Source organism: Microbacterium sp. NPDC090281 (genome assembly GCF_044769635.1).
GTDB lineage: Bacteria > Actinomycetota > Actinomycetes > Actinomycetales > Microbacteriaceae > Microbacterium.
Genome location: NZ_JBIVYH010000001.1, coordinates 1353283 through 1373182 on the forward strand (window position 1 = coordinate 1353283; position 19900 = coordinate 1373182).

Below are 19900 nucleotides of genomic sequence, written 5' to 3' on the forward strand. Positions count from 1 at the left end.
TTCGGGTTCGGAAGGTCAGCCGGCGACGAGTCCGTGTGCCTGCGCGACGGCCGGCAGCGTGATGCGTCCGCCCTGCACGTTCAGACCCGCGGCCAGCGCCGCGTCTTCGGAGGCTGCGCGCTCCCAGCCCTTGCCGGCGATCGCCGAGACGTAGGGGAGGGTCGCGTTGGTCAGGGCACGGGTCGCGGTCTCGGGGACCGCGCCAGGCATGTTCGCGACGCAGTAGTAGATCGAGTCGTGCACCGCGAACGTGGGGTCGTCGTGGGTCGTCGGGCGCGAGCCCTCGAAGCATCCGCCCTGGTCGATCGCGATGTCGACGAGCACGGAGCCCGGCTTCATCGCGGCGACCATGTCGTCGGTGACGAGCTTGGGGGCCGCAGCACCGGGGATCAGCACGGAGCCGATCACGAGGTCGGCGGTCTTGAGTTCTTCGGCGATGTCGTAGCGGCTCGAGGCGCGGGTCTCGAGGGCGCCGCCGTAACGGTGTTCGAGCTCGCGCAGGCGCGGCAGCGAGACATCGATCACGGTGACCTTCGATCCGAGCCCGAGTGCGTTCGCCGCGGCGTGCTCTCCGGCGACACCGCCGCCGATCACGACGGTCTTGGCGCGCGGCGTGCCGGCGATGCCGCCGAGCAGCATTCCGCGCCCGCCCTGAGAGCGCAGCAGCGAGTACGAGCCCATGGTGACCGAGAGGCGTCCGGCGATCTCGCTCATCGGCACGAGCAGCGGCAGGCTGCGGTCGGGCAGCTGTACCGTCTCGTAGGCCACGGCCGTGGTCCCGGCATCGACGAGGGCGGTCGTCAGCGCGAGGTCGGCCGCGAGGTGCAGATAGGTGAAGAGGGTGAGGTCCTCACGCAGGAAGCCGTATTCCTGGGCGATCGGCTCCTTGACCTTGATGACCAGATCAGCCTCGCCCCACGCTTCTGCGGCGGTCGCCACGATCTCTGCGCCGGCCGTGCGGTAGTCGTCGTCGGTGATGCGCGATCCGAGCCCTGCTCCGGACTGCACGAGCACGCGGTGGCCCTCGCGCACCAGGCGGTCTGCGCCGGCGGGAGTGAGGGAGACGCGGTTCTCGTTGTTCTTGACCTCGGTCGGTACGCCGATCTTCATCGATCCTCCAGGATTGGTTGCGCGGTGCGGCACCAAGGATCGCAGAAACATCGACGGAACAACAGAATCAGTGAAGATGATTCGTCAAGCGCGGAAATCCTGAATAATGCTTCGTATGGAGACGACTTCAGAGGCCCCGGAGCCGAACACCGTTCGGGCCCCGGCACTCGACGCGATCGATGCCAGGATCGTGCAGCTGCTCACGGCGGACGGGCGCATGACGAACGCCGAGCTCGCCGGGCGCCTGGGCGTCGCGCCGTCGACCGCGCACGCCCGGTTGCGCGCCCTGGTCGATCGCGGCGTGATCACCGGTTTCCACGCGAGTGTGGACGAGCGGGCGCTGGGCGCTGGCCTTCAGGCGATCATCGGCGTCACGCTGCGTCCGAGTGGACGGCGGGAGAGCATCGTCGAGTTCGCGGACCGCGTGCGCGTGCTGCCCCCGGTGATCCAGCTCTTCTTCCTCGGAGGCGACGACGACTTCCTGCTGCACATCGCGGTCGCCGACTCGTCCGAGATGCGCGAGTTCGTGCTCGAGCATCTCTCGGCGCAGAGCAGCGTCGCCTCGACCCGCACGAGCATCGTGTTCGACTATCACCGCAACTCGGTGGCGGCGTCCTTCCGCTGAGACGGTCTGTCGAACGCCTCGGATTGGGCTCCGGTCGCACTTGGTGACGCCTGGACGCGCTACATCCGACAAGAACTGCGACCAGAGCGGTGGGGTGCGCGCGGCTCGAGCCTCATCGGACGAGGGCGGCGAGGCGAGCGACCGCCTCCTCGACGAGAGCATCGTCGAGATTTCCGTATCCGAGGACCAGCGCATCCGGGCGATCGGCCGTGTCGGTGTAGCGGCGCAGCGAGGTGAGAGCCAGCCCCTCGGAGGTACCGGCGCCGATCACGGCGGAGGCCGGGACATGCGACGGGAGCGTCAGAACCAGGTGCATGCCGGCGGCGATGCCCGTGACCGCCAGCTCGGGGAGCTCGATCGTGAGCGCGTCGAGCAGCCGTTGTCGTCGGCGGCGGAAACGGGTGCGTGAGGAGCGCAGGTGCCGTTCGAGGTCGCCTCGCGTGATGAACTCCGCGAGGGCGGCCTGATCGATCAGGGAGGGCGGGGCTGCCGAGGGCGGGGGAGCGAGGTTCGGCGGCAGCAGCATCCATCCGAGGCCCAGGGCGGGCGACACCGACTTCGACAGGGAGCCGATGAGCGCGACGCGGTCGGGCGCGAGGCGCTGCAGGGCGGGGACGGGCCGGCGGTCGTAGCGGAACTCGGCGTCGTAGTCGTCTTCGATGACAAGCCCCGCGTACTCTCGCGCCCAGCGGACCAGGTGCTCGCGTCGGGACGGCGCAAGCGCTGCGCCGAGGGGGAACTGATGCGCGGGCGTCACGAGCGCGGCACGGGCCCCCGTGCGCGTGGCCAGGGCGGCGAGCATCTCGATGTCGACGCCGTCGTCGTCGACCGGTACCCGGATCGGGCGCAGTCCGTTGTTTTCGGCGACGGCTCGCAGCCGTGGCCAGCTCGGATCCTCCACGAGGAGCGCGCGGTGCCCGCGAACGTGCAGTTCGCGCGTGAGGATTTCCATGCCGTCGGTGGCGCCATGGGTGATCGTGACACGGTCGGGATCGGCGTCCGCGTGACGCGATCGGGAGAGGTAGGCGGCGACGGCCGCGCGGGAGGGAGCGTATCCGAAGGGGTGCGCGGCGGCGAGCTCGCGATCGGGGAGGTCGGCGAGGCCGGCGCGCAGCGCTGCCGCCCACCGTGATCGGGGAGTGGCGCGCAGGTCGGGGATGCCCGGACGCAGGTCGTAGCGGATGGGCGGTGCGGGCGCGGGGTCACGCGGCCGGGGATGATCGTTGCCCCGGGTGGCCTTCGGCACCTCCTGCCGCTCCGCGACGCGGGTGGCCGATCCGGTCCTCGCCTCCAATACGCCCTCGGCGACCAACTGCCCGTACGCCTCGGTCACGACCCAGCGGGAGACTCCGAGCGTCTCCGCGAGGGTGCGACTGGGCGGCACGGCCGACCCGGTGGCCAGGCGGCCCTCGTCGATCGCACGGCGCAGTGCGTTCTCCACCCGGTCCCGCAGCGGTGGTCGGGCGTCGGTGCCCTCGGCCTCGAGATCGAGGAGCGTCTCCCACGCGAGAATCGGTCTGGTCTTCTGCATCGTGATTGGAGTGTATCCCCGAGCCGATGTCTCCCTACCGTGGAGCCATCCCCGAGAAAGGAACACCATGCAGTACCGCACCCTCTCCGATGGCCGCACCTCATTCGACGTCTCGACCCTGTGCCTGGGGGCGATGAACTTCGGCACCCGCACCGACGAGGCCACCTCACGCGCGATCCTCGACCGCTTCGTCGAGGCGGGCGGCACGTTCATCGACACCGCCAACAACTACAGCCTCTGGGCAGGCGGCGACGGCCGCGACAGCGAAGACCTGCTCGCCCGCTGGATGAGCGACCGCGGCAACCGCGGCGCTCTCCGCATCGCCACCAAGCTCGGCGCCGCGCAGAAGGATCCGTCGAAGCCGCTGTCGAACATCCCGCCGACGAACTTCGAGGGACTCTCGGCCGAAGTCATCCGTCGGCAGGCCCCGGAGAGCGCCCGCCACCTCGGCATCGACCACATCGACGTCCTCTACGGCCACGTCGACGACCGAGACGTGGCGCTCGCCGAGACGGTCGGCGCCTTCGGGGAGCTCCAGGCAGCGGGGCTCGTCGGGATCACCGGCATCTCCAACGTGCCGACCTGGCGCGTGGTCGAGGCGCGGCAGGAGGCACAGCGCCAGGGCATCGCTCCCTACGGCGTCGTGCAGCAGCAGTACAGCTACCTGTACCCCGCGCCGCGCATCGGGCGGAACAACTTCGTCACCCCCGACCTGCTCGACTACGCGGCATCCACCGGCACCCCCGAGCATCCACAGCTCGCCATCACCGTGTACTCGCCGCTGCACCAGGGCGGGATCGCGCGTCTCGACAAGCCGCTGTGGGGAGGCGTCGATCACCCGACCAGCCACGCCCGCCGCGCGCTGCTGCACGAAGTCGCGGCAGAGATCGGCGCGACGCCGAACCAGGTCGCCCTCGCGTGGCTCCTCGGTGCGGAGGTCCCCGTCATCCCCGTCGTCGGAGTGTCGTCGCTCGCCCAGCTGGAGGAGGCACTGGGTGCCGCCGACCTGGTGCTGGATGCCGAGGTGCGTGAGCGCCTCGACGCCGAACCGGCCGACGCGCGGTGAACGGTCGCGGGGGTCAGGCGCCGTAGGAGGCGGGCAGCGCGCAGAAGTCGGCGAACCGTCGCACCGGATGCGCGGGGTCGGTCACATCGACGATCGAACCCGCGACGGTGTGCGGCGGCTCGTCGCCCGCCAGCTGCCACACCGCATAGTTCCACATGCCCCTGGTGCGCTCGCCGAGCAGAGTCGCCGGCCCGGAGAGGATCAGGATGTCGTCGCTCTTCGGGCCTTCGCGGAACGCGGTGACCACGGCGCGGAGCCCGGCTTCGTCGCCTTCCGGCGAGTGCTCTCGGATGACCTGCTGGCCCGACGCCGTCAGCGCGAAAGTGAGGTCGTCTGCGGCCTGTCGCGAGTGCTCGGCATCCGCCCCGGCGACCGCGAGCAGCCGCCGGCCGCGCGGGTAGAAGTGCAGGAACTCGGAGGCGATGTCCGCCCAGACGTCGGTCATGCCTCCAGGCTACGCCCGACTGTCGGCACCGGCGCCGGGCACGTGTGACGGCACCGGCTCGGGACACGCAAGAGCCCCCGGGCCACGGCATCCGCCGCAGGCCGGGGGCTCTTCCGCGCGCTCAGTCCTCGTCGATCAGGAACCGGCTGTACGCGCCCAGCGTGAGGAAGGTGGGGAACTCCTCCTGCAGCGCGACCTCGCGGAAGATCTCCGCGGCGTCGTCGTACCGGTCGCCGTGGCTGCGCGTCGCCTGCGCGAGCACCTGCGTGATCAGTCCCTCGATGTACTCCGCCGTGATCGGGGTGCCGTCCTGCGTGGTGCGGTCCTGGTGGATCCACTGCCACACCTGCGAACGACTGATCTCGGCCGTCGCGGCATCCTCCATCAGGTTGTCGATCGCCACGGCGCCGAGCCCACGCAGCCAGGCCTCGAGGTACCGGATGGCGACCGACACGTTGTCCCGCACGCCCTGCGCCGTGATCGGCCGACCGATGTGCAGGTCGAGCAGGTCACGTGCCTCCACGTGCACGTCGTCGCGCTGACGGTCGACCTGGTTGGGGCGATCGCCCAGCACGGCGTCGAACTCCGCCTGAGCCGTGGGGATCAGATCGGGGTGCGCCACCCAGGTGCCGTCGAAGCCGTCGCCGGCCTCGCGCTTCTTGTCGGCCGTGACCTTCTCGATCGCGCGTGCCGTCACCTCGGGGTCGCGGCGGTTCGGGATGAACGCGCTCATGCCGCCGATCGCGAAGGCTCCCCGCTTGTGGCAGGTCTGCACGAGCAGGTCGGTGTAGGCCCGCATGAACGGCACCGTCATCGTGACCTCGCTGCGGTCGGGGAGCACGAAGCGCGCCCCGCGGCCGCGGTAGTTCTTGATGATCGAGAAGATGTAGTCCCAGCGGCCGGCGTTCAGGCCCGCGCAGTGGTCGCGCAGCTCGTAGAGGATCTCATCCATCTCGAACGCGGCCGGCAGGGTCTCGATCAGCACGGTCGCGCGGATCGTGCCGTGCGGGATTCCGATGTACTCCTCGCTGAACGAGAACACGTCATCCCAGAGCTTCGCCTCCTCGCTCGACTCGATCTTGGCGATGTAGAAGTACGGTCCGCGACCGCCGTCGATCAGCGCCTGCGCGTTGTGCAGGAAGTAGAGGCCGAAGTCAACCAGGGAGCCGGATGCCGAGGTGCGACGACCGGCGCGATCGATGAAGGCGATGTGCTTCTCGGGCAGGTGCCACCCGCGAGGACGCATCACGATCGTGGGCGTGCGCTCCGCCGTGACGCGGTACTCCTTGCCGGGGCCGGATTCAGAGGCAGGCGAGGTGAACGACAGCTCACCTCGGATCGCGTCACGGAGCGACAACTGCCCCTCGATGACGTTCTTCCAGGTCGGGCTCGTGGCGTCCTCCTGGTCGGCGAGCCACACCCGCGCGCCGGAGTTCAGCGCGTTGATCGTCATCTTCGGGTCGGTCGGCCCGGTGATCTCGACGCGGCGGTCTTCGAGGCCGGGTCCGGCGCCGGCGACCCGCCAGTCGCGGTCCTCACGGATGTGCGCGGTGTCGTCACGGAAGCGGGGATCGTGCCCGTTGCCGATCTCGAAGCGGCGGCGCATCCGGTCGGCGAGCCGGTCGTGGCGACGGGATGCGAACCGGTGGTGCAGCTCGGTGAGGAAGGCAGTCGCCTCGGGGGTGAGGATCTCCTCGTAGCGGTCGCGGAGGGGGCCGGTGACCTCGATCGCCGGACCCTGCTGGGTCGTCTGGATCGGAGCCGTGGTCGGGGGAGCGGTGGGAGTGGTCATGATCGTGAGTCCTTCAGTTGGTGTCGAACGATGCGACAAGAGGGGCCACGCGCCCGGAGGCTCCGCGCGGCGCGCCAGCGCCGGGTGGAGGGGCGTGGGGATCAGTGGAACTGCGCGGCTTCGGTGGAGCCGGCGAGGGCGAGCGTCGCGCTGTCGGGGTTGAGAGCGGTGGAGATGACGTCGAAGTAGCCGGTGCCCGCCTCGCGCTGGTGCTTGGTGGCGGTGTAGCCGTCGGTTTCTGCGGCGAACTCGGCCTCCTGCAGCTCGACGTAGGCGCTCATGGCGCGATCGGCGTAGCCGCGGGCGAGGTCGAACATCGAGTAGTTCAGGGCGTGGAAGCCGGCGAGCGTGATGAACTGGAACTTGTAGCCCAGGTCAGCCAACTCCTGCTGGAACGTCGCGATCTCGGCGTCGGACAGGTGCTTCTTCCAGTTGAAACTCGGAGAGCAGTTGTAGGCCAGGAGCTTACCCGGGAACTGCGCGTGGATGGCTGCGGCGAAGTTGCGCGCGAGCTCGATGTCGGGCTCGCCCGTCTCGACCCACAGCAGGTCGGCGTAGGGGGCGAAGGCGAGTCCACGGCTGATCACCGATTCCAGACCAGGGCGGATCCGGTAGAAGCCTTCGGTGGTGCGCTCGCCGGTGGTGAACTCCTGGTCGCGCTCGTCGACGTCGCTGGTGAGCAGGTCGGCGGCGAGGGCGTCCGTGCGGGCGATGATGACGGTCGGCACGCCCGCGACGTCTGCGGCGAGCCGGGCCGCGTTCAGGGTGCGGATGTGCTGCTGGGTGGGCACGAGCACCTTGCCGCCGAGGTGGCCGCACTTCTTCTCGCTGGCCAGCTGGTCCTCCCAGTGGATGCCGGCGGCGCCGGACTGGATGAGCGACTGTGCGAGCTCGTACGCGTTCAGCGGTCCGCCGAAGCCGGCCTCGGCGTCGGCCACGATCGGGGCGAGCCAGTCCTGCGTGGTCTCACCCTCAGCGTGCTCCAGCTGGTCCTGACGGATGAGCGCGTTGTTGATGCGGCGCACGACCGCCGGCACCGAGTTCGCGGGGTACAGCGACTGGTCGGGGTAGGTCTGACCGGCGAGGTTTCCGTCGGCGGCGACCTGCCATCCGGAGAGGTAGATGGCCTTGAGGCCGGCCCGCACCTGCTGCACGGCCTGACCTCCGGTGTAAGCGCCGAGCGCCCGGACGTAATCCTCGGTGTGCAGGAGGTTCCACAGGTTGTCGGCCCCGCGGTGGGCGAGGGTGGCCTCTTCGCGAACGGAGCCGCGGATGCGGATGACGTCTTCGGCCGAGTAGGTGCGCTCGACGCCGTCCCAGCGGGGATCGGTCTCCCAGATCTCCTGGAGCTCGGCGGCCGTCTGAACCTGGTCGCCGGCTCGCAGACCGGCGGGGCGGGGCGTCGGGGTGTTGGCGGTGTTCGTCATGGTGTCTCCTCGGTGGATCCGGCGGCTGTGCCGGTGTGGCGTGGTTCCACTGTGAGTGAAGTTCGAGGCCCAGAACGACCGATCCGAAGGAGAAGATCGGCTGAAATTCTGTTTCTGTGACAGAATCGGCCGCATGAGCACCATCGACGCTGCAGAAGAGACCGACGCCCTCACGATCGGCCGTCGCATCCGCCAGCTCCGCACGGCGAAGGGCATGACCCTCGACGACCTCGCATCCGCCGTCGATCGAGCGCCGAGCCAGATGTCGATGATCGAGACGGGCAAGCGCGAACCCAAGCTCACCCAGCTGCAGGCGATCGCCCGGGCGCTAGGGGTCACGATCGACGCGCTGCTGGAGGGCGAGCCGCTCGACGAGCGCAGCGCGGTCGAGATCGCACTCGAGCGCGCGATGAAGGGGCAGACGTTCCAGGCGCTGGGCATCGAGCCGTTCCGCATCGCGAAGAGCCTGCCCACGGATGCGCTGAAGGCCCTGCTCGCGCTGCACGGCGAGATCGATCGACTGAAGGACGAGCGGGCCGCGACGCCGGAGGAGGCCAGGCGGGCGAACGTCGAGCTGCGGCACCTGATGCGGCGGCAGGACAATCACTTCGCCGACCTCGAGGCGAAGGCGGCTGAGATCCTCGCCGCGGTCAGGCACCCTGGTGGACCGCTGACCCAGCGCGCGGCATCCGAGATCGCCGCCTACCTCGGCTTCACCCTGCACTATGCGCCCGATCTGCCGCAGACGACCCGCAGCGTCGCCGATCTCGCGAACGGCCGGCTGTACCTGTCGAGCAGCGTGCCGGCGAAGGGCGACGCCCGCACCGCGGTGCTGCAGGCTCTGTCGAGCCGCATCCTCGGTCACTCCGAGCCCCGCAGCTACGCGGAGTTCCTGCGTCAGCGCGTCGAGACCAACTATCTGACGGGTGCGCTCCTCATCCCCGAAGCGCATGTCGTCCCGGCGCTGAAGGATGCCAAGCAGCGGCGGGCGATCTCGATCGAAGACCTGCGCGATGCGTACTCGGTGTCGTACGAGACCGCCGCGCACCGCTTCACCAACCTTGCGACGCGGCACCTCGATATTCCGGTGCACTTCCTCAAAGTGCACGAGTCGGGCACGATCACGAAGGCGTACGAGAACGACGACGTGAACTTCCCGACCGATCGGCTCGGGGCCATCGAGGGGCAGATGTGCTGCCGCCGGTGGACCTCGCGCGTGGTGTTCGATGAGGACGACCGCTTCAACCCGTACTACCAGTACACCGACACCGGCAACGGCACGTACTGGTGCACCGCGCGGGTGGAGTCGTCGAGCGAGGGGCTGCACTCGGTGAGCGTCGGTGTGCGCTTCGATGACACGAAGTGGTTCGTGGGGCGCGACACCCCGCACCGCGGCGTCTCGAAGCACTCGGTCGAGGTGTGCTGCCGTCGGGCGCCCGCCGACTTGGAGGACCGCTGGCGCGAGAACTCCTGGCCCAACGTGAAGACCCCGCGCACGCTGCTGGCGACCCTGCCGACCGGCGCTTTCCCCGGCGTCGACACCACCGACGTGTACGAGTTCCTGGAGGCCCACGCGCCTCGGTGAGTGCGGTCCGCCCGAGTGGTTCCGGTCGCACTTGCTGTCGCGCTGGAGCCGCGAAAGCGACAGCAAGTGCGACCGGAACGGCGGCTGGGCAGTATTCCGCCGAAGCCGCGAAACGTTCGCGAAGAGGGGTTGAGTGAACACTGAACACGTGTTAGGTTTTCGCGTGTTGAGTGGCTCCGGTCAGCGGCGCCCGTTCTCGATGAGGAGACACGATGAAGCGGTGGATGAGCACACTGGCGACGGTCGGGCTGGTCGTCTCGGGCTTGGCCCTCGCCGGGCCGGCTGCGGCGGGAGACGGTCGTCAGGGCAATGCGGAACTCAAGCGGTGGGCGCAGGACACCTGGGGTTCCCTGGTGGCCATGACCAATGAGGAGACGGGCCTTCCCGCCGACAACGTCACCGGCGATCTGCAGACCCCCAGCGCCTACACCTCGCCGACGAACATCGGCGGATACCTGTGGTCGACCGTGACGGCGCGAGACCTCGGCATCATCGGTGCCGACGAGGCGCGCATCCGCATGTCCGCCACGCTCGACACCCTCGAAGGACTCGAGCGCAACGAAGCGAGCGGGATGTTCTACAACTGGTACTCGCCGACGACGGGGGAGAAGCTGACGACCTGGCCCGACTCCGGTGATCCGGTGTATCCGTTCCTCAGCACCGTGGACAACGGATGGCTCGCCGCGGCTCTGCGCATCGTCCGGGAGGCCGACCCCACGCTCACGGTGCAGGCCGACGCCCTCTACGACTCGATGGACTTCGCCTCGTTCTTCGACCCCGCCGGAGCCGCCGGCCTCCCCGCCGGCACCAACCGCGGCGGCTTCTGGGACGAGGCGCCGCCGGAGTGCAGCGTCGCGGCACCGATGTACAACGGATCGGGCGAGACCGCGTACTACACGTGCCATCACTACGACACGACCGTGAGCGAGAGCCGCATCGCGACCTACCTCGGCATCGCCAACGGTCAGATCCCGGCGACCGCCTTGTACGGCACGCACCGCACGATGCCGCCGGGCTGCGACTGGGCCTGGCAGGAGCAGCTCCCCGAGGGCGAGTACCGCACCTACAGCGGCGTCGAGGTCTGGGAGGGCGCCTACAGCTACGGCGGGATGTCGTTCGTTCCGAGCTGGGGCGGCAGCATGTTCGAGTCGTTGATGCCCGACCTGCTCGTCCCCGAGACGAAGTGGGGGCCGAAGTCGTGGAAGCTCAACCATCCGATCACGGTCGCCGTGCAGAAGCAGCATGGGCTCGAGGGGGCCGGCTACGGGTATTGGGGCTTCTCGCCCGCGAGCAATCCCTTCGGCGGATACGCGGAGTACGGCGTCGACATCGCGGGGATGCGCTCTGACGGCTACACGTCCGACGCCGAGAAGACCGACGTCGACGTCGACCGGCCGGGGTGCGCGGCGGGCAAGAATCCCACCCCCGAGTTCGGTGACGGCGTGGTGACGCCGCATGCCGCGTTCCTCGCGCTGCCCTATGACCGCAAGGGCGTGCTGAGCAACCTCGAAGGCATCGAGAACGACCTCGGCGCCTATGGTCCCGGCGGGTTCTACGACGCGGTCGCGGTGAAGAGCGGCACGATCGCCGAGCGCTACCTTTCGCTCGACCAGTCGATGATCATGGCGGCGATCGGGAACGAGCTCACGAAGGATAAGCTCAAGGACTACTTCGTGGATCGCCAGATGGAGAAGCTTCTGCGTCCCGCGATGCGACAGCAGGAATTCGGCTCGTCGTGGGGAGCGGGAGGCGACGGCTACAAGGGCTGAGTCGCTTCTTCCCCACCCCGAGGGAGGGGAGTGGGCGGTGGGAGCGGACGGTCAGCCGGCGGCAGGGCGTGGTTCTCGTGGCCCCTACGCCACGGGGCAGGCGCGACGGCAGGCGATCGTCGACGAGGCGCTCGTCGTCTTCTCCCGGACCGGGTTCCACGGGGGGTCCCTGCGGGAGATCGCCAAGCGCGTCGGTGTGACGCCGGCCGGTCTCCTGCACCACTTCGCCGACAAGGAGGAGCTGTTCGCCGAGGTGCTGCACCAGCGCGACGAGAAGGTGCGGGCGGCGGCGGGCGACCCTGCCGAGCACACCCTCCTCGAGCAGGCGAAGAGAGTCGTCGCGCACAACCAGACCTCGCGCGGCCTCACTTCGCTGTACGCCATCGTGTCGGCTGAGGCGACCGACCCCGAGCATCCCTCGCACGCCGATTTCGCCGCGCGCTATCGGGCCCGAGCCGACGAAGCCGTGGAGATCCTCCGCCAGGGGCAGGAGGCTGGAGAGGTGCGGGACGACATCGACCCCGTGCTCGCCGCGCGTCTGATCAGTGCAGTCATGGACGGCATCCAGCTGCAGTGGCTCCTGGATGAGTCGGTCGACATGGTCCCGCTCTTCGAAGAGTTCGTCACCCGCTACCTCTACCCTCGCTGACCCCGCCCGCGCGCCCCCCCGCGCTCCCGAGCGCCGGCACCGAGTGCACGGGTTTCCGCCGAGTGCACGGCTTCTGCGCGTCGCCAAGCCGTGCACTCGACGAGTTCCCGTGCACTCGACGCCAGCCCGAACGCCATGTTTCGTCAAAAGTTAGTTTGATCTTGCTTAGTCAATCTTGACTATGTTACTTTCGTCGAGCCATCAATGACGAACGGCCGAGAAGGGACCCTCATGGCTACTTCCTCTGCGGAAACCCGATTCCGCATCACTGCCACCCTGACGTGCGTTCTCGCCGCCACGCTGACGCTCGGAGCATGCTCCGCGCAGACGCCAGGCGGCGATACCGCCCCCACGAGTGCGAGCGACACCGACACCTGCAAGCGGAATCAGGATGCCGGCACCATCACCTACATCTCCGGCTACGGCTACTCCGCCAGTGCCGGTCAGCTCGACGTGTTCCTCGCCGAGGAGCTGGGCTACTTCGACGATCTCTGCCTGGATGTGGAGATCAACGCCTCAGGCGCCAACGGGCAGCAGCTCGTGGCATCCGGTCAGGCGCAGTTCACCGCGCTGGGCTCCGCATCCGATGTGATGCTGGCCGCGGCGAACAGCAAGAACCTCACCGCGGTCGCCACCTACGGCACCACCCCGCCGTTCTCGATCTTCGGCAACGAGAAGCTCGAGAGCCTGAAAGACCTCGAGGGCGGATCGCTCGGGTACTTCATCAACCTGACCCCGATCGCCTCCGCCATGCTCGATGAAGCCGGTGTCGACGTGTCGAAGGTCGAGATGGTGAAGATGACCAACTACGACCCCACGGTCGTCGTGCGCGAGCAGGTCGACGCGATCGTCGGCTACGCCTCCAACCAGCCGCAGTCGCTCAAGGCGCAGGGGCTGCCGTTCAGCGAGTTCCTCCCCTCCGACCTCGGTGTCGAGGGCACGTACAACGTGATGGAGGTCAACTCCCGCTTCCTCGACGAGCACCGCGAGGTCGCCGCCGACTTCATGCGGGCGAGCCTCAAGGCGCTGCAGTACTGCCTCGACGAGTCGGATGCCTGCATCGACAAGCTCGCGAAGCTGGCGGAGGACAACAACCAGGGCGCCGCGTTCCCGCGTGACCAGCTCGCCCGCACGTGGGAGGTCGAGTCCGCGTGGGTGCGTGAGAGCGCCGGCGGCAACCCCGGCGTGCAGAACGAGTCCATGTGGGAGCCCGAGTACGCCCTCGTGAAGAAGTACGGCGACGTCAAGAACCTGCCCGCGATCGCCGACATGATGGACGCCGACCTCGTCGCCGACCTCTACGACGGCGACACCCTGACGTGGCCGGCGAAGTGATGTCGGTCGCACAGGGAGCAGGCGTCGAGGTCAGGAACGTCTCGAAGTCCTTCGGCGCCGACGGCGCGAAGGTCACGGTGCTCGACGATGTGAGCCTCACGATCGGCATGGGCGAGTTCGTGTCGGTGATCGGCCCGAGCGGCTGCGGCAAGTCCACGCTGCTCAAGGTGGTCGCCGGCCTCCTCGACGCAGACTCCGGCACCGTCACGATCGACGGCGAGAGCGTCACCGCGGCCTCGCGCGACAAGAAGATCGGCCTCGTGCCGCAGTCGCCCGCACTGCTGCCGTGGAAGACCGTGCGCGAGAACGTCGAGCTGCCGGTGCGCATCAACGCCAAGGCGAACTCCGGGCGGGCTCTGCGCGACCCCGAGGAGCTGCTGGCCACCTTCGGGCTCGGACAGGCGATGAAGAAGTATCCCGGTCAGCTCTCGGGCGGCATGCAGCAGCGCGCCGCGATCGCCAGGGCGTTCGTGTTCGACCCGGCCATCATGCTGATGGACGAGCCGTTCTCGGCGCTCGATGAGATGAACCGCGACCTGCAGCGCATCGCCCTGCTGGAGTTCTGGCAGTCCAACCGCAAGGCCGTCATGTTCGTCACGCACTCGGTGCCGGAGGCGATCATGCTCTCCGACCGCATCGTGGTGATGGCCGCGCATCCTGGGCGCATCGCCCAGGTGATCGATGTGAACCTGCCGCGGCCGCGCGACGAGCAGTCGTATGCCACGGAGGAGTTCCGCGAGATGGAAGCAGTCGTGCGCGATGCGCTGCGCGCGCAGACGGAGAAGGCCCATGTCTGAGCTGACGATGAGAGACACGACCGCGACCCTCGCGACCGCCCGTTTGAAGGCCCAGCCGCATCGGGGCATCCCCGCCTGGCTGCGCTGGGGATCGTGGGGACCCACCCTGATCACGTTCGTGATCGCCGCGCTGCTCTGGCAGGTCGTGGCCTGGACCAACCCGTACGTGCTCCCGACGCTGGAGGCGATCGGCGGCAGCCTCGTCGACGACGCCGGCATGTACTGGTCGAACTTCCTCGTCACGCTGCTCGAAGTGGTGGTCGGCGCCTCCGCCGGCATCCTCGCCGGCTTCCTGCTGGCCGTGGTCATGGCCGAGTTCCAGATCATCGAGCGGGCCGTGATGCCGCTCGTGATCATCGTGATGGTGACCCCGATCGTGGCGATCGCCCCGGCGCTGGTCGTGGCCTTCGGGTTCGGCATGGTGCCGAAGTTCATCGTGACGGGGCTCGTGGTCTTCTTCCCGATGCTCGTGAACTCGCTGGCGGGTCTGCGCGACGTCGATCAGAAGGCCATGGACGTCTTCAAGACGCTGCACGCCTCGCGGTGGGAGATCTTCCGCGAGCTGCGCTTCCCCGGCAGCATGCCCTACGTGTTCGCCGGTCTCCGCATCGCCCTGCCGCTCGCGGTGGTCGGTGCTGCGGTCGCCGAGTTCGTCGCGGCGGGACAGCAGGCCGGTCTCGGCTCGCTCGTCACCACCTCGGCCGCACAGGCGAACCTGCCCGTCACCTGGGCCAGCATCGCCCTGCTGTGCCTGCTCGGTGTGCTGCTGATCATCGTCCTCGCCCTGGTGCGCAAGCGCGTGCTCTGGTGGAGCGACGGCGAGGTCACGGCCAAGGGCTGACGCGCACCCGCATCCCGGGACGGGCGCCCCCACCCGTCCCGGGTTCCTTCGGCGTGCCCGGAATCATTCCAGAACCACTCCGGAACCACCAGAACCACTCCGGAACCACCAGAACGAACCACCCACAAGGAAGGCACCCGCACATGACCGATCAGAACACCGTCAAGCCGCTGCGTCTCGGCCTCTTCGAGAACGCGCAGGCGAACGACTCCGGCACCGCGACCTGGCGCCACCCCGACAACGGGCGCTACCTGTTCGACAAGCTCGAGTACTGGCGCGACACCGCGCGCATGGTCGAGGACGCCGGGTTCGACTTCCTGTTCCTCGCGGATGCCTGGGGCTGGGCCGACGTCGCGGGTGAGCGTCCCGACATCTGCTCCGTCGAAGGCCTCGACCTGCCGCGTCTCGACCCGGCGATCATCCTCGCCGCCCTCATTCCCGAGACCACGCGCCTGGGTCTCGTGGCCACCGGCTCGACCCTGCTCGAACCGCCCTACTCGTTCGCGCGCCGCATGGCGACCCTCGACATCCTCTCCGGCGGCCGCATCGGGTGGAACGTGGTCACCACCGGCACGGCCGACACCGCGGTGCAGGGCTTCGGCGTGCCGATGGTCGGCCATGACGAGCGCTACCTCATGGCCGACGACTTCATGCAGGTCGTCTACAAGCTGTGGGAGCAGTCCTGGGAAGAGGGGGCGCTGGAGCGCGACAAGGCCGGCCGCTTCGCCGACCCGTCCAAGGTTCACCGCATCGCCCACGACGGCCCCTACTTCCGCTCACACGGTTATGGCAACACACAGCGCTCGCCGCAGGGCACCCCGGTGCTGTTCCAGGCTGGAGCGTCTCCCGCAGGCCGTGAGTTCGGCGGCAAGCACGGCGAGGCGATCTTCGTGGGCAGCGGCTCGGTGGAGCAGCTGCGTGCGCACTCCTCGGCGATCCGTGAGGAGGCCGTCAAGAACGGTCGCGGGGCAGAAGATGTGAAGATCATGTCGGCGTTCGCCGCGATCGTCGGCAGCACGGAGGAGGAGGCCCGGCGCAAGTACGCCGAGGTCGCCGACGCGCAGAACCCCGATGTCACGGTCGCCTCGTACGCGTGGTTCACCGGCCTCGACCTCTCGGCGTATGCGCCGAGCACGCCGATGTCCGAGCTCAGCACCGAGCTCTCGCAGACGCAGGTCGCCCGCTTCGCCGACAAGACCGTCGGCGACGTGCTCGGCGACTGGCACGCGCACGGTGTCGGTGCCCGCCCGATCGTCGGCACGCCCGAGCAGGTGGCGGACCGGATGATCGAGCTCGCCGACGGCGCCGACCTCGACGGATTCCTGTTCGCCCCCGTCATCCCGCCGGCATCGACGGTCGACTTCATCGAGCATGTGCTGCCGATCCTCAAGGAGCGCGGCGCGATCGTCGAGCCTTCGTCGGAGCCGCAGTCGCTGCGCGAGCGTCTGATCGGCACGCCGACCCCCGCGCTCGCCGACTCGCACACCGGTTCGCAGTACCGGCGGACGATGTCGCGTGTCTGACACCCTCACCGGTGTCGCCGTCGTGGGGAGTGCGAACCTCGACCTCGTGGTCGAGGTCTCGCGTCCTCCCCGCGTCGGCGAGACCCTGCTCGGCCGGGCCGGTGGGCGCTTCTCCGGAGGCAAGGGCCTGAATCAGGCCGTGGCCTCCGCCCGCAGCGGGGCGCCCACCCGGTTCTGTGCGGTCGTCGGAGCGGATGAGGCGGCTGACGTGCTGCAGCAGACGTTGGCGGATGCCGGAGTGGTGGCGGCCGTGCGCCGCAGTGCCGATGCTCCGACCGGCGTCGCCCACGTGCTGGCCTTCGACGACGGCGACAACAGCATCATCGTCGCGGCCGGCGCGAATGCCGAGCTCGCCCCGGATGACGCCGTCGCCGGGATCGCGGGAGCAGCGGTCGTGCTCGCGCAGCTGGAGGTGCCGGCCCCGAGCGTGGCCGCCGCGCTGCGTGCGGGGCGGGGAGCCGGCGCTCTGACCATCCTCAACGCCGCGCCCGCACACGCCGCGACGATCGGGATGCTCGCCGATGTCGATGTGCTGGTCGTGAACGAGACGGAGTGCTCCGAGCTCGACGGCATCGACCGGTTGCATGCGGCCGGAGCGCGGACCGTCGTGCTCACGCAAGGCGCCGGGGGAGTGACCCTGCACCGCACGGACGAGCAGACCTTGCACATCGATGCGTTCCGGATCGATCCGGTGGACTCGACAGGTGCCGGCGATGCCTTCTGCGGTGCGCTGGCCGCAGCGCTCTCCCAGGGGGAGAGGATCGAGGATGCTCTGGTCCGAGCCTGCGCCGCCGGAGCCGTCGTGGCTCAGCATCGCGGGGCGACGACGTCGGAGCTCTCGCCCGCGTCGATCACAGCACTCGTCTCGTCGCGCTGAGGTCAGTTCGAGGGTGCGGCATCGGTCGGCGCTGCACCCTCGACCGTCTCACCGGCGAAGGTGTACTCACCGCCGCGCAGGCGCTCCAGCAGGTCGAGCAGCCACTGCTTCTCGGCGGTGAGACGGGCGGTGGAGAGGTCGAAGATCTCCCGTACGTACTTCGGCGTCGTCTCGGAGCGCAGCGTGTCCTGCACGTCGAAGCCGTTCTGCGTGATGATCGCGTCGCTCTTGATGAGGCGGTGCTCGAGACCGGCGATCACCTCCTGCCGGCTCAGCACGAACATGAACGAGGCGACCGTCATGATGGCCTGTGTGTCGAAAGCTGCGACGTTCCAGAGGTTCTCGCGCAGCATCCGCTGCAGTTCCACCTCGCCGGCCGGAGTGATGCGGTACGTCGTGCGGGCGGGGCGCTTGCCCTCGGCCTCGGTGCCGCTCTCGGCGATGTAGCCGTCGACCTCGAGGGCGCGCAGGGCGTTGTAGATCGATCCGGGCTGGATGTGCGCCCATTCGTCGACGTGCCAGGTCATCAGCTCGCGGCGGAGGAAGTACCCGTGCACGGGCTGGAACTGCTTCACGGCGCCGAGGACGACGAGGCGGGTGGTCGACATGCCCCTCATGCTAACGGCTGGCATCGCAGATTCCTGTTGTTTGCATGATCAAAATTGCCTATTATCAAAACTAGTCAAAGTTGACTAACGAAAGGAAGCCGAAATGACGACTGCCGTGACCGACGCCCTGCCGCGCGACCTCGCCCTCCGCCGGGCCTTCTCGGTGTATCCGACCGGTGTCGTGGCCCTCGCCGCGCACATCGACGATCGAGCCGTCGGGATGGCGGTCAACTCCTTCACGTCGATCTCGCTCGAACCCGCACTCGTCGCCATCAGTGCGGCCCGCACCTCGAAGACCTGGCCGGTGCTGCGCACGGTGCCCGAGCTCGGGATGAGCGTGCTAGCTGCACACCACGAGCCGCTCAGTCGCTCGCTCTCGGCGCGGGAGGGCGACAGGTTCGGCGGGCACGACTGGAAGCGCACCGATGGCGGGGCCGTGCTGATCTCGGATGCGGCGCTCTGGCTCACCTGCCGCCTGCACAGCACCTTCGACGGCGGGGACCACGAGATCGCGCTGTACGAGATCGCCGACATCACCCTGTTCGACGACGTCGAGCCGCTCGTCTTCCACCAGAGCCGCTACCGCTCGATCGCCGCGCCCGAGAGCGCGTGAGCGCCTCGCCGCTCGGGACGATCGTCGGAGTGGTCGTCCCGGGTGACGGTCGCGGTCGTGAGCTCGGCTTCCCGACGGCGAACCTGGCGCTCGATCGCGGTGAACTGCCGGCGGACGGGATCTACGCGGCGTGGGCGCGCATCGACGACGATGTGACCCCCTGGGCGGCGAGCGTCAGTGTCGGAGCGAATCCGACTTTCGACGGCGACCGCGAGCGACGCGTCGAGGTGCACCTGCATGATGTGGATCTCGATCTGTATGGTCGCCGATTGGCCGTGACACTCGTCGCCCGTCTGCGCCCGACCCTGCGCTTCGACGGCGTCGACGCCCTGATCGCGCAGACTGCGGACGACGTCGTCCGCTGTCGACTGCTGCTCGCCGGTCGCGCGCAGACCCGTCCCTGATCTGCTGCTCTCCGGTCGCGCGCAGGTCCGCCCCTGACCCTCGTTCCGGTCCCTGACCCTCGTTCCGGTCGCAGTTGTTGCCGCCCTGTCGCCCGCGCGCGCGGCGGCAACTGCGACCGGAACCCCACCAGGCGGAAAGGCCCGGGGTTAGACGGCGTTCCAGCGCAGGCGCGGATCCGCCTGGAACTCCGTGAGGGCGGCAGCAGCATCGGCGACCGGGAACATCGTGACCAGCAGGGGTGCGGTGCCGACGACCGGGGCGACCGCATAGGTGAGCGCAGCCTGGCCGCGGGCGGTGCTGAGCGCCAGGCGTGCCTCTCGTCCGCCGATGCTCTGGCGTGCGCCGACGGCCGGATCGATTGCGAGTGCGGTCGCCGCGGAGGTGGCTCGCGCGAGCAGCGTCGGTCCCTCGAGCCAGGGCTGGAACGCATCCGGGGGCAGGCGGCATGCCCGAGCCAGTTCGCCCTCGGTCCAGCGGTCCCGCTTGAGTCCGTAGGGCGTCGGCTCCAGCGACAGCAGATAGCCGTAGCAATGTAAGAGCCCGGCGTTGCCGATCGGCCAGTCTGCATCGATGCCCGCGCGCTCATGCAGTTCCTCGAACAGGGCGCGGGGGATGACCGCCACGCCCGTATTCTCATCGACCACCGTCGATCGACCCCACGCGGCGAAGCGGCCGGCACTGCGATCCTCACGGATCGCGGGTGCCAGCCACGGGAGGGCATCGATGGCCGTGCGGGCGCCGGAGGCTGTTCCGCCTGCAGCGAGGTTCGCCGCCTTCGCGAGCTTTTCGAGTTCGGACACGGCGCTCACCATACGCGAGTCGCGTGGACGGATTGTTCACACGGCGTTCACGCGTTCGGGACTTTCTGTCCACAATCGTTCCTCATTATGGACGGAGCGTCC

19 protein-coding genes are annotated in these 19900 nt (G+C 68.9%); 12 read left to right on the forward strand and 7 right to left on the reverse strand.

Annotation, left to right across the window (positions count from 1 at the left end):
• Positions 1–15 precede the first annotated feature (15 nt).
• Positions 16–1110, reverse strand: coding sequence for an alanine dehydrogenase (gene ald, locus ACIQTX_RS06515; protein ID WP_402970366.1), 1095 nt, complete (start codon positions 1108–1110; stop codon positions 16–18).
• Between the two features lie 106 nt (positions 1111–1216).
• On the opposite strand from ald, the gene ACIQTX_RS06520 reads away from it, so the two are divergent.
• Positions 1217–1735, forward strand: coding sequence for an Lrp/AsnC family transcriptional regulator (locus ACIQTX_RS06520; protein WP_105526185.1), 519 nt, complete (start codon positions 1217–1219; stop codon positions 1733–1735).
• Positions 1736–1847: 112 nt separating this feature from the next.
• Here ACIQTX_RS06520 and ACIQTX_RS06525 read toward each other — a convergent pair whose 3' ends face one another.
• Positions 1848–3266 (reverse strand): PLP-dependent aminotransferase family protein, encoded by a 1419-nt coding sequence (locus ACIQTX_RS06525; RefSeq protein WP_402970369.1) that lies wholly within the window; start codon positions 3264–3266, stop codon positions 1848–1850.
• Positions 3267–3333: 67 nt separating this feature from the next.
• On the opposite strand from ACIQTX_RS06525, the gene ACIQTX_RS06530 reads away from it, so the two are divergent.
• On the forward strand, positions 3334–4332 hold the full coding sequence (locus ACIQTX_RS06530) for an aldo/keto reductase (RefSeq protein ID WP_402970372.1): 999 nt from the start codon (positions 3334–3336) through the stop codon (positions 4330–4332).
• A gap of 13 nt (positions 4333–4345) precedes the next feature.
• Here the strand turns inward: ACIQTX_RS06530 and ACIQTX_RS06535 are convergent, their stop codons facing one another.
• The 3 genes from ACIQTX_RS06535 to aceA all read right to left on the reverse strand — a co-directional run bounded on the left by ACIQTX_RS06535 (position 4346) and on the right by aceA (position 7996).
• The gene (locus ACIQTX_RS06535) at positions 4346–4777 is read right to left on the reverse strand and encodes a hypothetical protein (protein ID WP_402970375.1); all 432 of its coding nucleotides are present in this window, start codon (positions 4775–4777) and stop codon (positions 4346–4348) included.
• 121 nt (positions 4778–4898) lie between these two features.
• A complete protein-coding gene (gene aceB, locus ACIQTX_RS06540) occupies positions 4899–6569 on the reverse strand; it encodes a malate synthase A (RefSeq protein ID WP_402970378.1) in 1671 nt (556 codons plus the stop codon).
• Between the two features lie 101 nt (positions 6570–6670).
• Positions 6671–7996, reverse strand: a complete 1326-nt coding sequence (gene aceA / locus ACIQTX_RS06545; RefSeq protein WP_402970381.1) for an isocitrate lyase — start codon at positions 7994–7996, stop codon at positions 6671–6673.
• Positions 7997–8129: 133 nt separating this feature from the next.
• Here aceA and ACIQTX_RS06550 point away from each other — a divergent pair, with 133 nt between their 5' ends.
• The 8 genes from ACIQTX_RS06550 (at position 8130) to ACIQTX_RS06585 (ending at position 17372) form a co-directional block, all read left to right on the forward strand.
• On the forward strand, positions 8130–9581 hold the full coding sequence (locus ACIQTX_RS06550; RefSeq protein WP_402970384.1) for a helix-turn-helix domain-containing protein: 1452 nt from the start codon (positions 8130–8132) through the stop codon (positions 9579–9581).
• A 212-nt stretch (positions 9582–9793) separates the two neighbouring features.
• The gene (locus tag ACIQTX_RS06555) at positions 9794–11350 is read left to right on the forward strand and encodes a glucoamylase family protein (protein ID WP_402970387.1); all 1557 of its coding nucleotides are present in this window, start codon (positions 9794–9796) and stop codon (positions 11348–11350) included.
• A gap of 37 nt (positions 11351–11387) precedes the next feature.
• A complete protein-coding gene (locus tag ACIQTX_RS06560; RefSeq protein ID WP_028502418.1) occupies positions 11388–11999 on the forward strand; it encodes a TetR/AcrR family transcriptional regulator in 612 nt (203 codons plus the stop codon).
• A gap of 231 nt (positions 12000–12230) precedes the next feature.
• Entirely contained in the window at positions 12231–13334 is a 1104-nt protein-coding gene (locus tag ACIQTX_RS06565; RefSeq protein WP_402970390.1) for an ABC transporter substrate-binding protein, read from the forward strand.
• The gene (locus ACIQTX_RS06570; protein WP_105528206.1) at positions 13334–14131 is read left to right on the forward strand and encodes an ABC transporter ATP-binding protein; all 798 of its coding nucleotides are present in this window, start codon (positions 13334–13336) and stop codon (positions 14129–14131) included. The genes ACIQTX_RS06565 and ACIQTX_RS06570 overlap by 1 nt, the downstream gene beginning before the upstream one ends.
• Positions 14124–14972 carry an ABC transporter permease gene (locus ACIQTX_RS06575; RefSeq protein ID WP_029260973.1) on the forward strand — a complete coding sequence of 283 codons (849 nt, stop codon included), beginning with the start codon at positions 14124–14126 and terminating at the stop codon, positions 14970–14972. The genes ACIQTX_RS06570 and ACIQTX_RS06575 overlap by 8 nt, the downstream gene beginning before the upstream one ends.
• 143 nt (positions 14973–15115) lie before the next feature.
• A complete protein-coding gene (locus tag ACIQTX_RS06580) occupies positions 15116–16495 on the forward strand; it encodes an NtaA/DmoA family FMN-dependent monooxygenase (protein ID WP_402970395.1) in 1380 nt (459 codons plus the stop codon).
• Positions 16488–17372 (forward strand): ribokinase, encoded by an 885-nt coding sequence (locus ACIQTX_RS06585; protein WP_402970398.1) that lies wholly within the window; start codon positions 16488–16490, stop codon positions 17370–17372. The genes ACIQTX_RS06580 and ACIQTX_RS06585 overlap by 8 nt, the downstream gene beginning before the upstream one ends.
• 2 nt (positions 17373–17374) lie before the next feature.
• Here the strand turns inward: ACIQTX_RS06585 and ACIQTX_RS06590 are convergent, their stop codons facing one another.
• Positions 17375–17980, reverse strand: a complete 606-nt coding sequence (locus ACIQTX_RS06590) for a PadR family transcriptional regulator (protein ID WP_028502412.1) — start codon at positions 17978–17980, stop codon at positions 17375–17377.
• Positions 17981–18083: 103 nt separating this feature from the next.
• On the opposite strand from ACIQTX_RS06590, the gene ACIQTX_RS06595 reads away from it, so the two are divergent.
• Positions 18084–18593 carry a flavin reductase family protein gene (locus ACIQTX_RS06595; RefSeq protein WP_051250960.1) on the forward strand — a complete coding sequence of 170 codons (510 nt, stop codon included), beginning with the start codon at positions 18084–18086 and terminating at the stop codon, positions 18591–18593.
• A complete protein-coding gene (locus tag ACIQTX_RS06600; protein WP_402970402.1) occupies positions 18590–18997 on the forward strand; it encodes a riboflavin kinase in 408 nt (135 codons plus the stop codon). Before ACIQTX_RS06595 ends, ACIQTX_RS06600 begins: the two co-directional genes overlap by 4 nt.
• 147 nt (positions 18998–19144) lie before the next feature.
• Here the strand turns inward: ACIQTX_RS06600 and ACIQTX_RS06605 are convergent, their stop codons facing one another.
• On the reverse strand, positions 19145–19798 hold the full coding sequence (locus ACIQTX_RS06605) for an amino acid deaminase (RefSeq protein WP_402970405.1): 654 nt from the start codon (positions 19796–19798) through the stop codon (positions 19145–19147).
• Positions 19799–19900 lie beyond the last annotated feature (102 nt).

What these genes read in the sequence shown, in the direction of transcription:
- ald (WP_402970366.1), bottom strand. Translation starts at nt 1,110, where the DNA reads ATGAAGATCGGCGTACCGACCGAGGTCAAGAACAACGAGAACCGCGTC.
- ACIQTX_RS06520 (WP_105526185.1), top strand. Translation starts at nt 1,217, where the DNA reads ATGCTTCGTATGGAGACGACTTCAGAGGCCCCGGAGCCGAACACCGTT.
- ACIQTX_RS06525 (WP_402970369.1), bottom strand. Translation starts at nt 3,266, where the DNA reads ATGCAGAAGACCAGACCGATTCTCGCGTGGGAGACGCTCCTCGATCTC.
- ACIQTX_RS06530 (WP_402970372.1), top strand. Translation starts at nt 3,334, where the DNA reads ATGCAGTACCGCACCCTCTCCGATGGCCGCACCTCATTCGACGTCTCG.
- ACIQTX_RS06535 (WP_402970375.1), bottom strand. Translation starts at nt 4,777, where the DNA reads ATGACCGACGTCTGGGCGGACATCGCCTCCGAGTTCCTGCACTTCTAC.
- aceB (WP_402970378.1), bottom strand. Translation starts at nt 6,569, where the DNA reads ATGACCACTCCCACCGCTCCCCCGACCACGGCTCCGATCCAGACGACC.
- aceA (WP_402970381.1), bottom strand. Translation starts at nt 7,996, where the DNA reads ATGACGAACACCGCCAACACCCCGACGCCCCGCCCCGCCGGTCTGCGA.
- ACIQTX_RS06550 (WP_402970384.1), top strand. Translation starts at nt 8,130, where the DNA reads ATGAGCACCATCGACGCTGCAGAAGAGACCGACGCCCTCACGATCGGC.
- ACIQTX_RS06555 (WP_402970387.1), top strand. Translation starts at nt 9,794, where the DNA reads ATGAAGCGGTGGATGAGCACACTGGCGACGGTCGGGCTGGTCGTCTCG.
- ACIQTX_RS06565 (WP_402970390.1), top strand. Translation starts at nt 12,231, where the DNA reads ATGGCTACTTCCTCTGCGGAAACCCGATTCCGCATCACTGCCACCCTG.
- ACIQTX_RS06570 (WP_105528206.1), top strand. Translation starts at nt 13,334, where the DNA reads ATGTCGGTCGCACAGGGAGCAGGCGTCGAGGTCAGGAACGTCTCGAAG.
- ACIQTX_RS06575 (WP_029260973.1), top strand. Translation starts at nt 14,124, where the DNA reads ATGTCTGAGCTGACGATGAGAGACACGACCGCGACCCTCGCGACCGCC.
- ACIQTX_RS06580 (WP_402970395.1), top strand. Translation starts at nt 15,116, where the DNA reads ATGACCGATCAGAACACCGTCAAGCCGCTGCGTCTCGGCCTCTTCGAG.
- ACIQTX_RS06590 (WP_028502412.1), bottom strand. Translation starts at nt 17,980, where the DNA reads ATGTCGACCACCCGCCTCGTCGTCCTCGGCGCCGTGAAGCAGTTCCAG.
- ACIQTX_RS06595 (WP_051250960.1), top strand. Translation starts at nt 18,084, where the DNA reads ATGACGACTGCCGTGACCGACGCCCTGCCGCGCGACCTCGCCCTCCGC.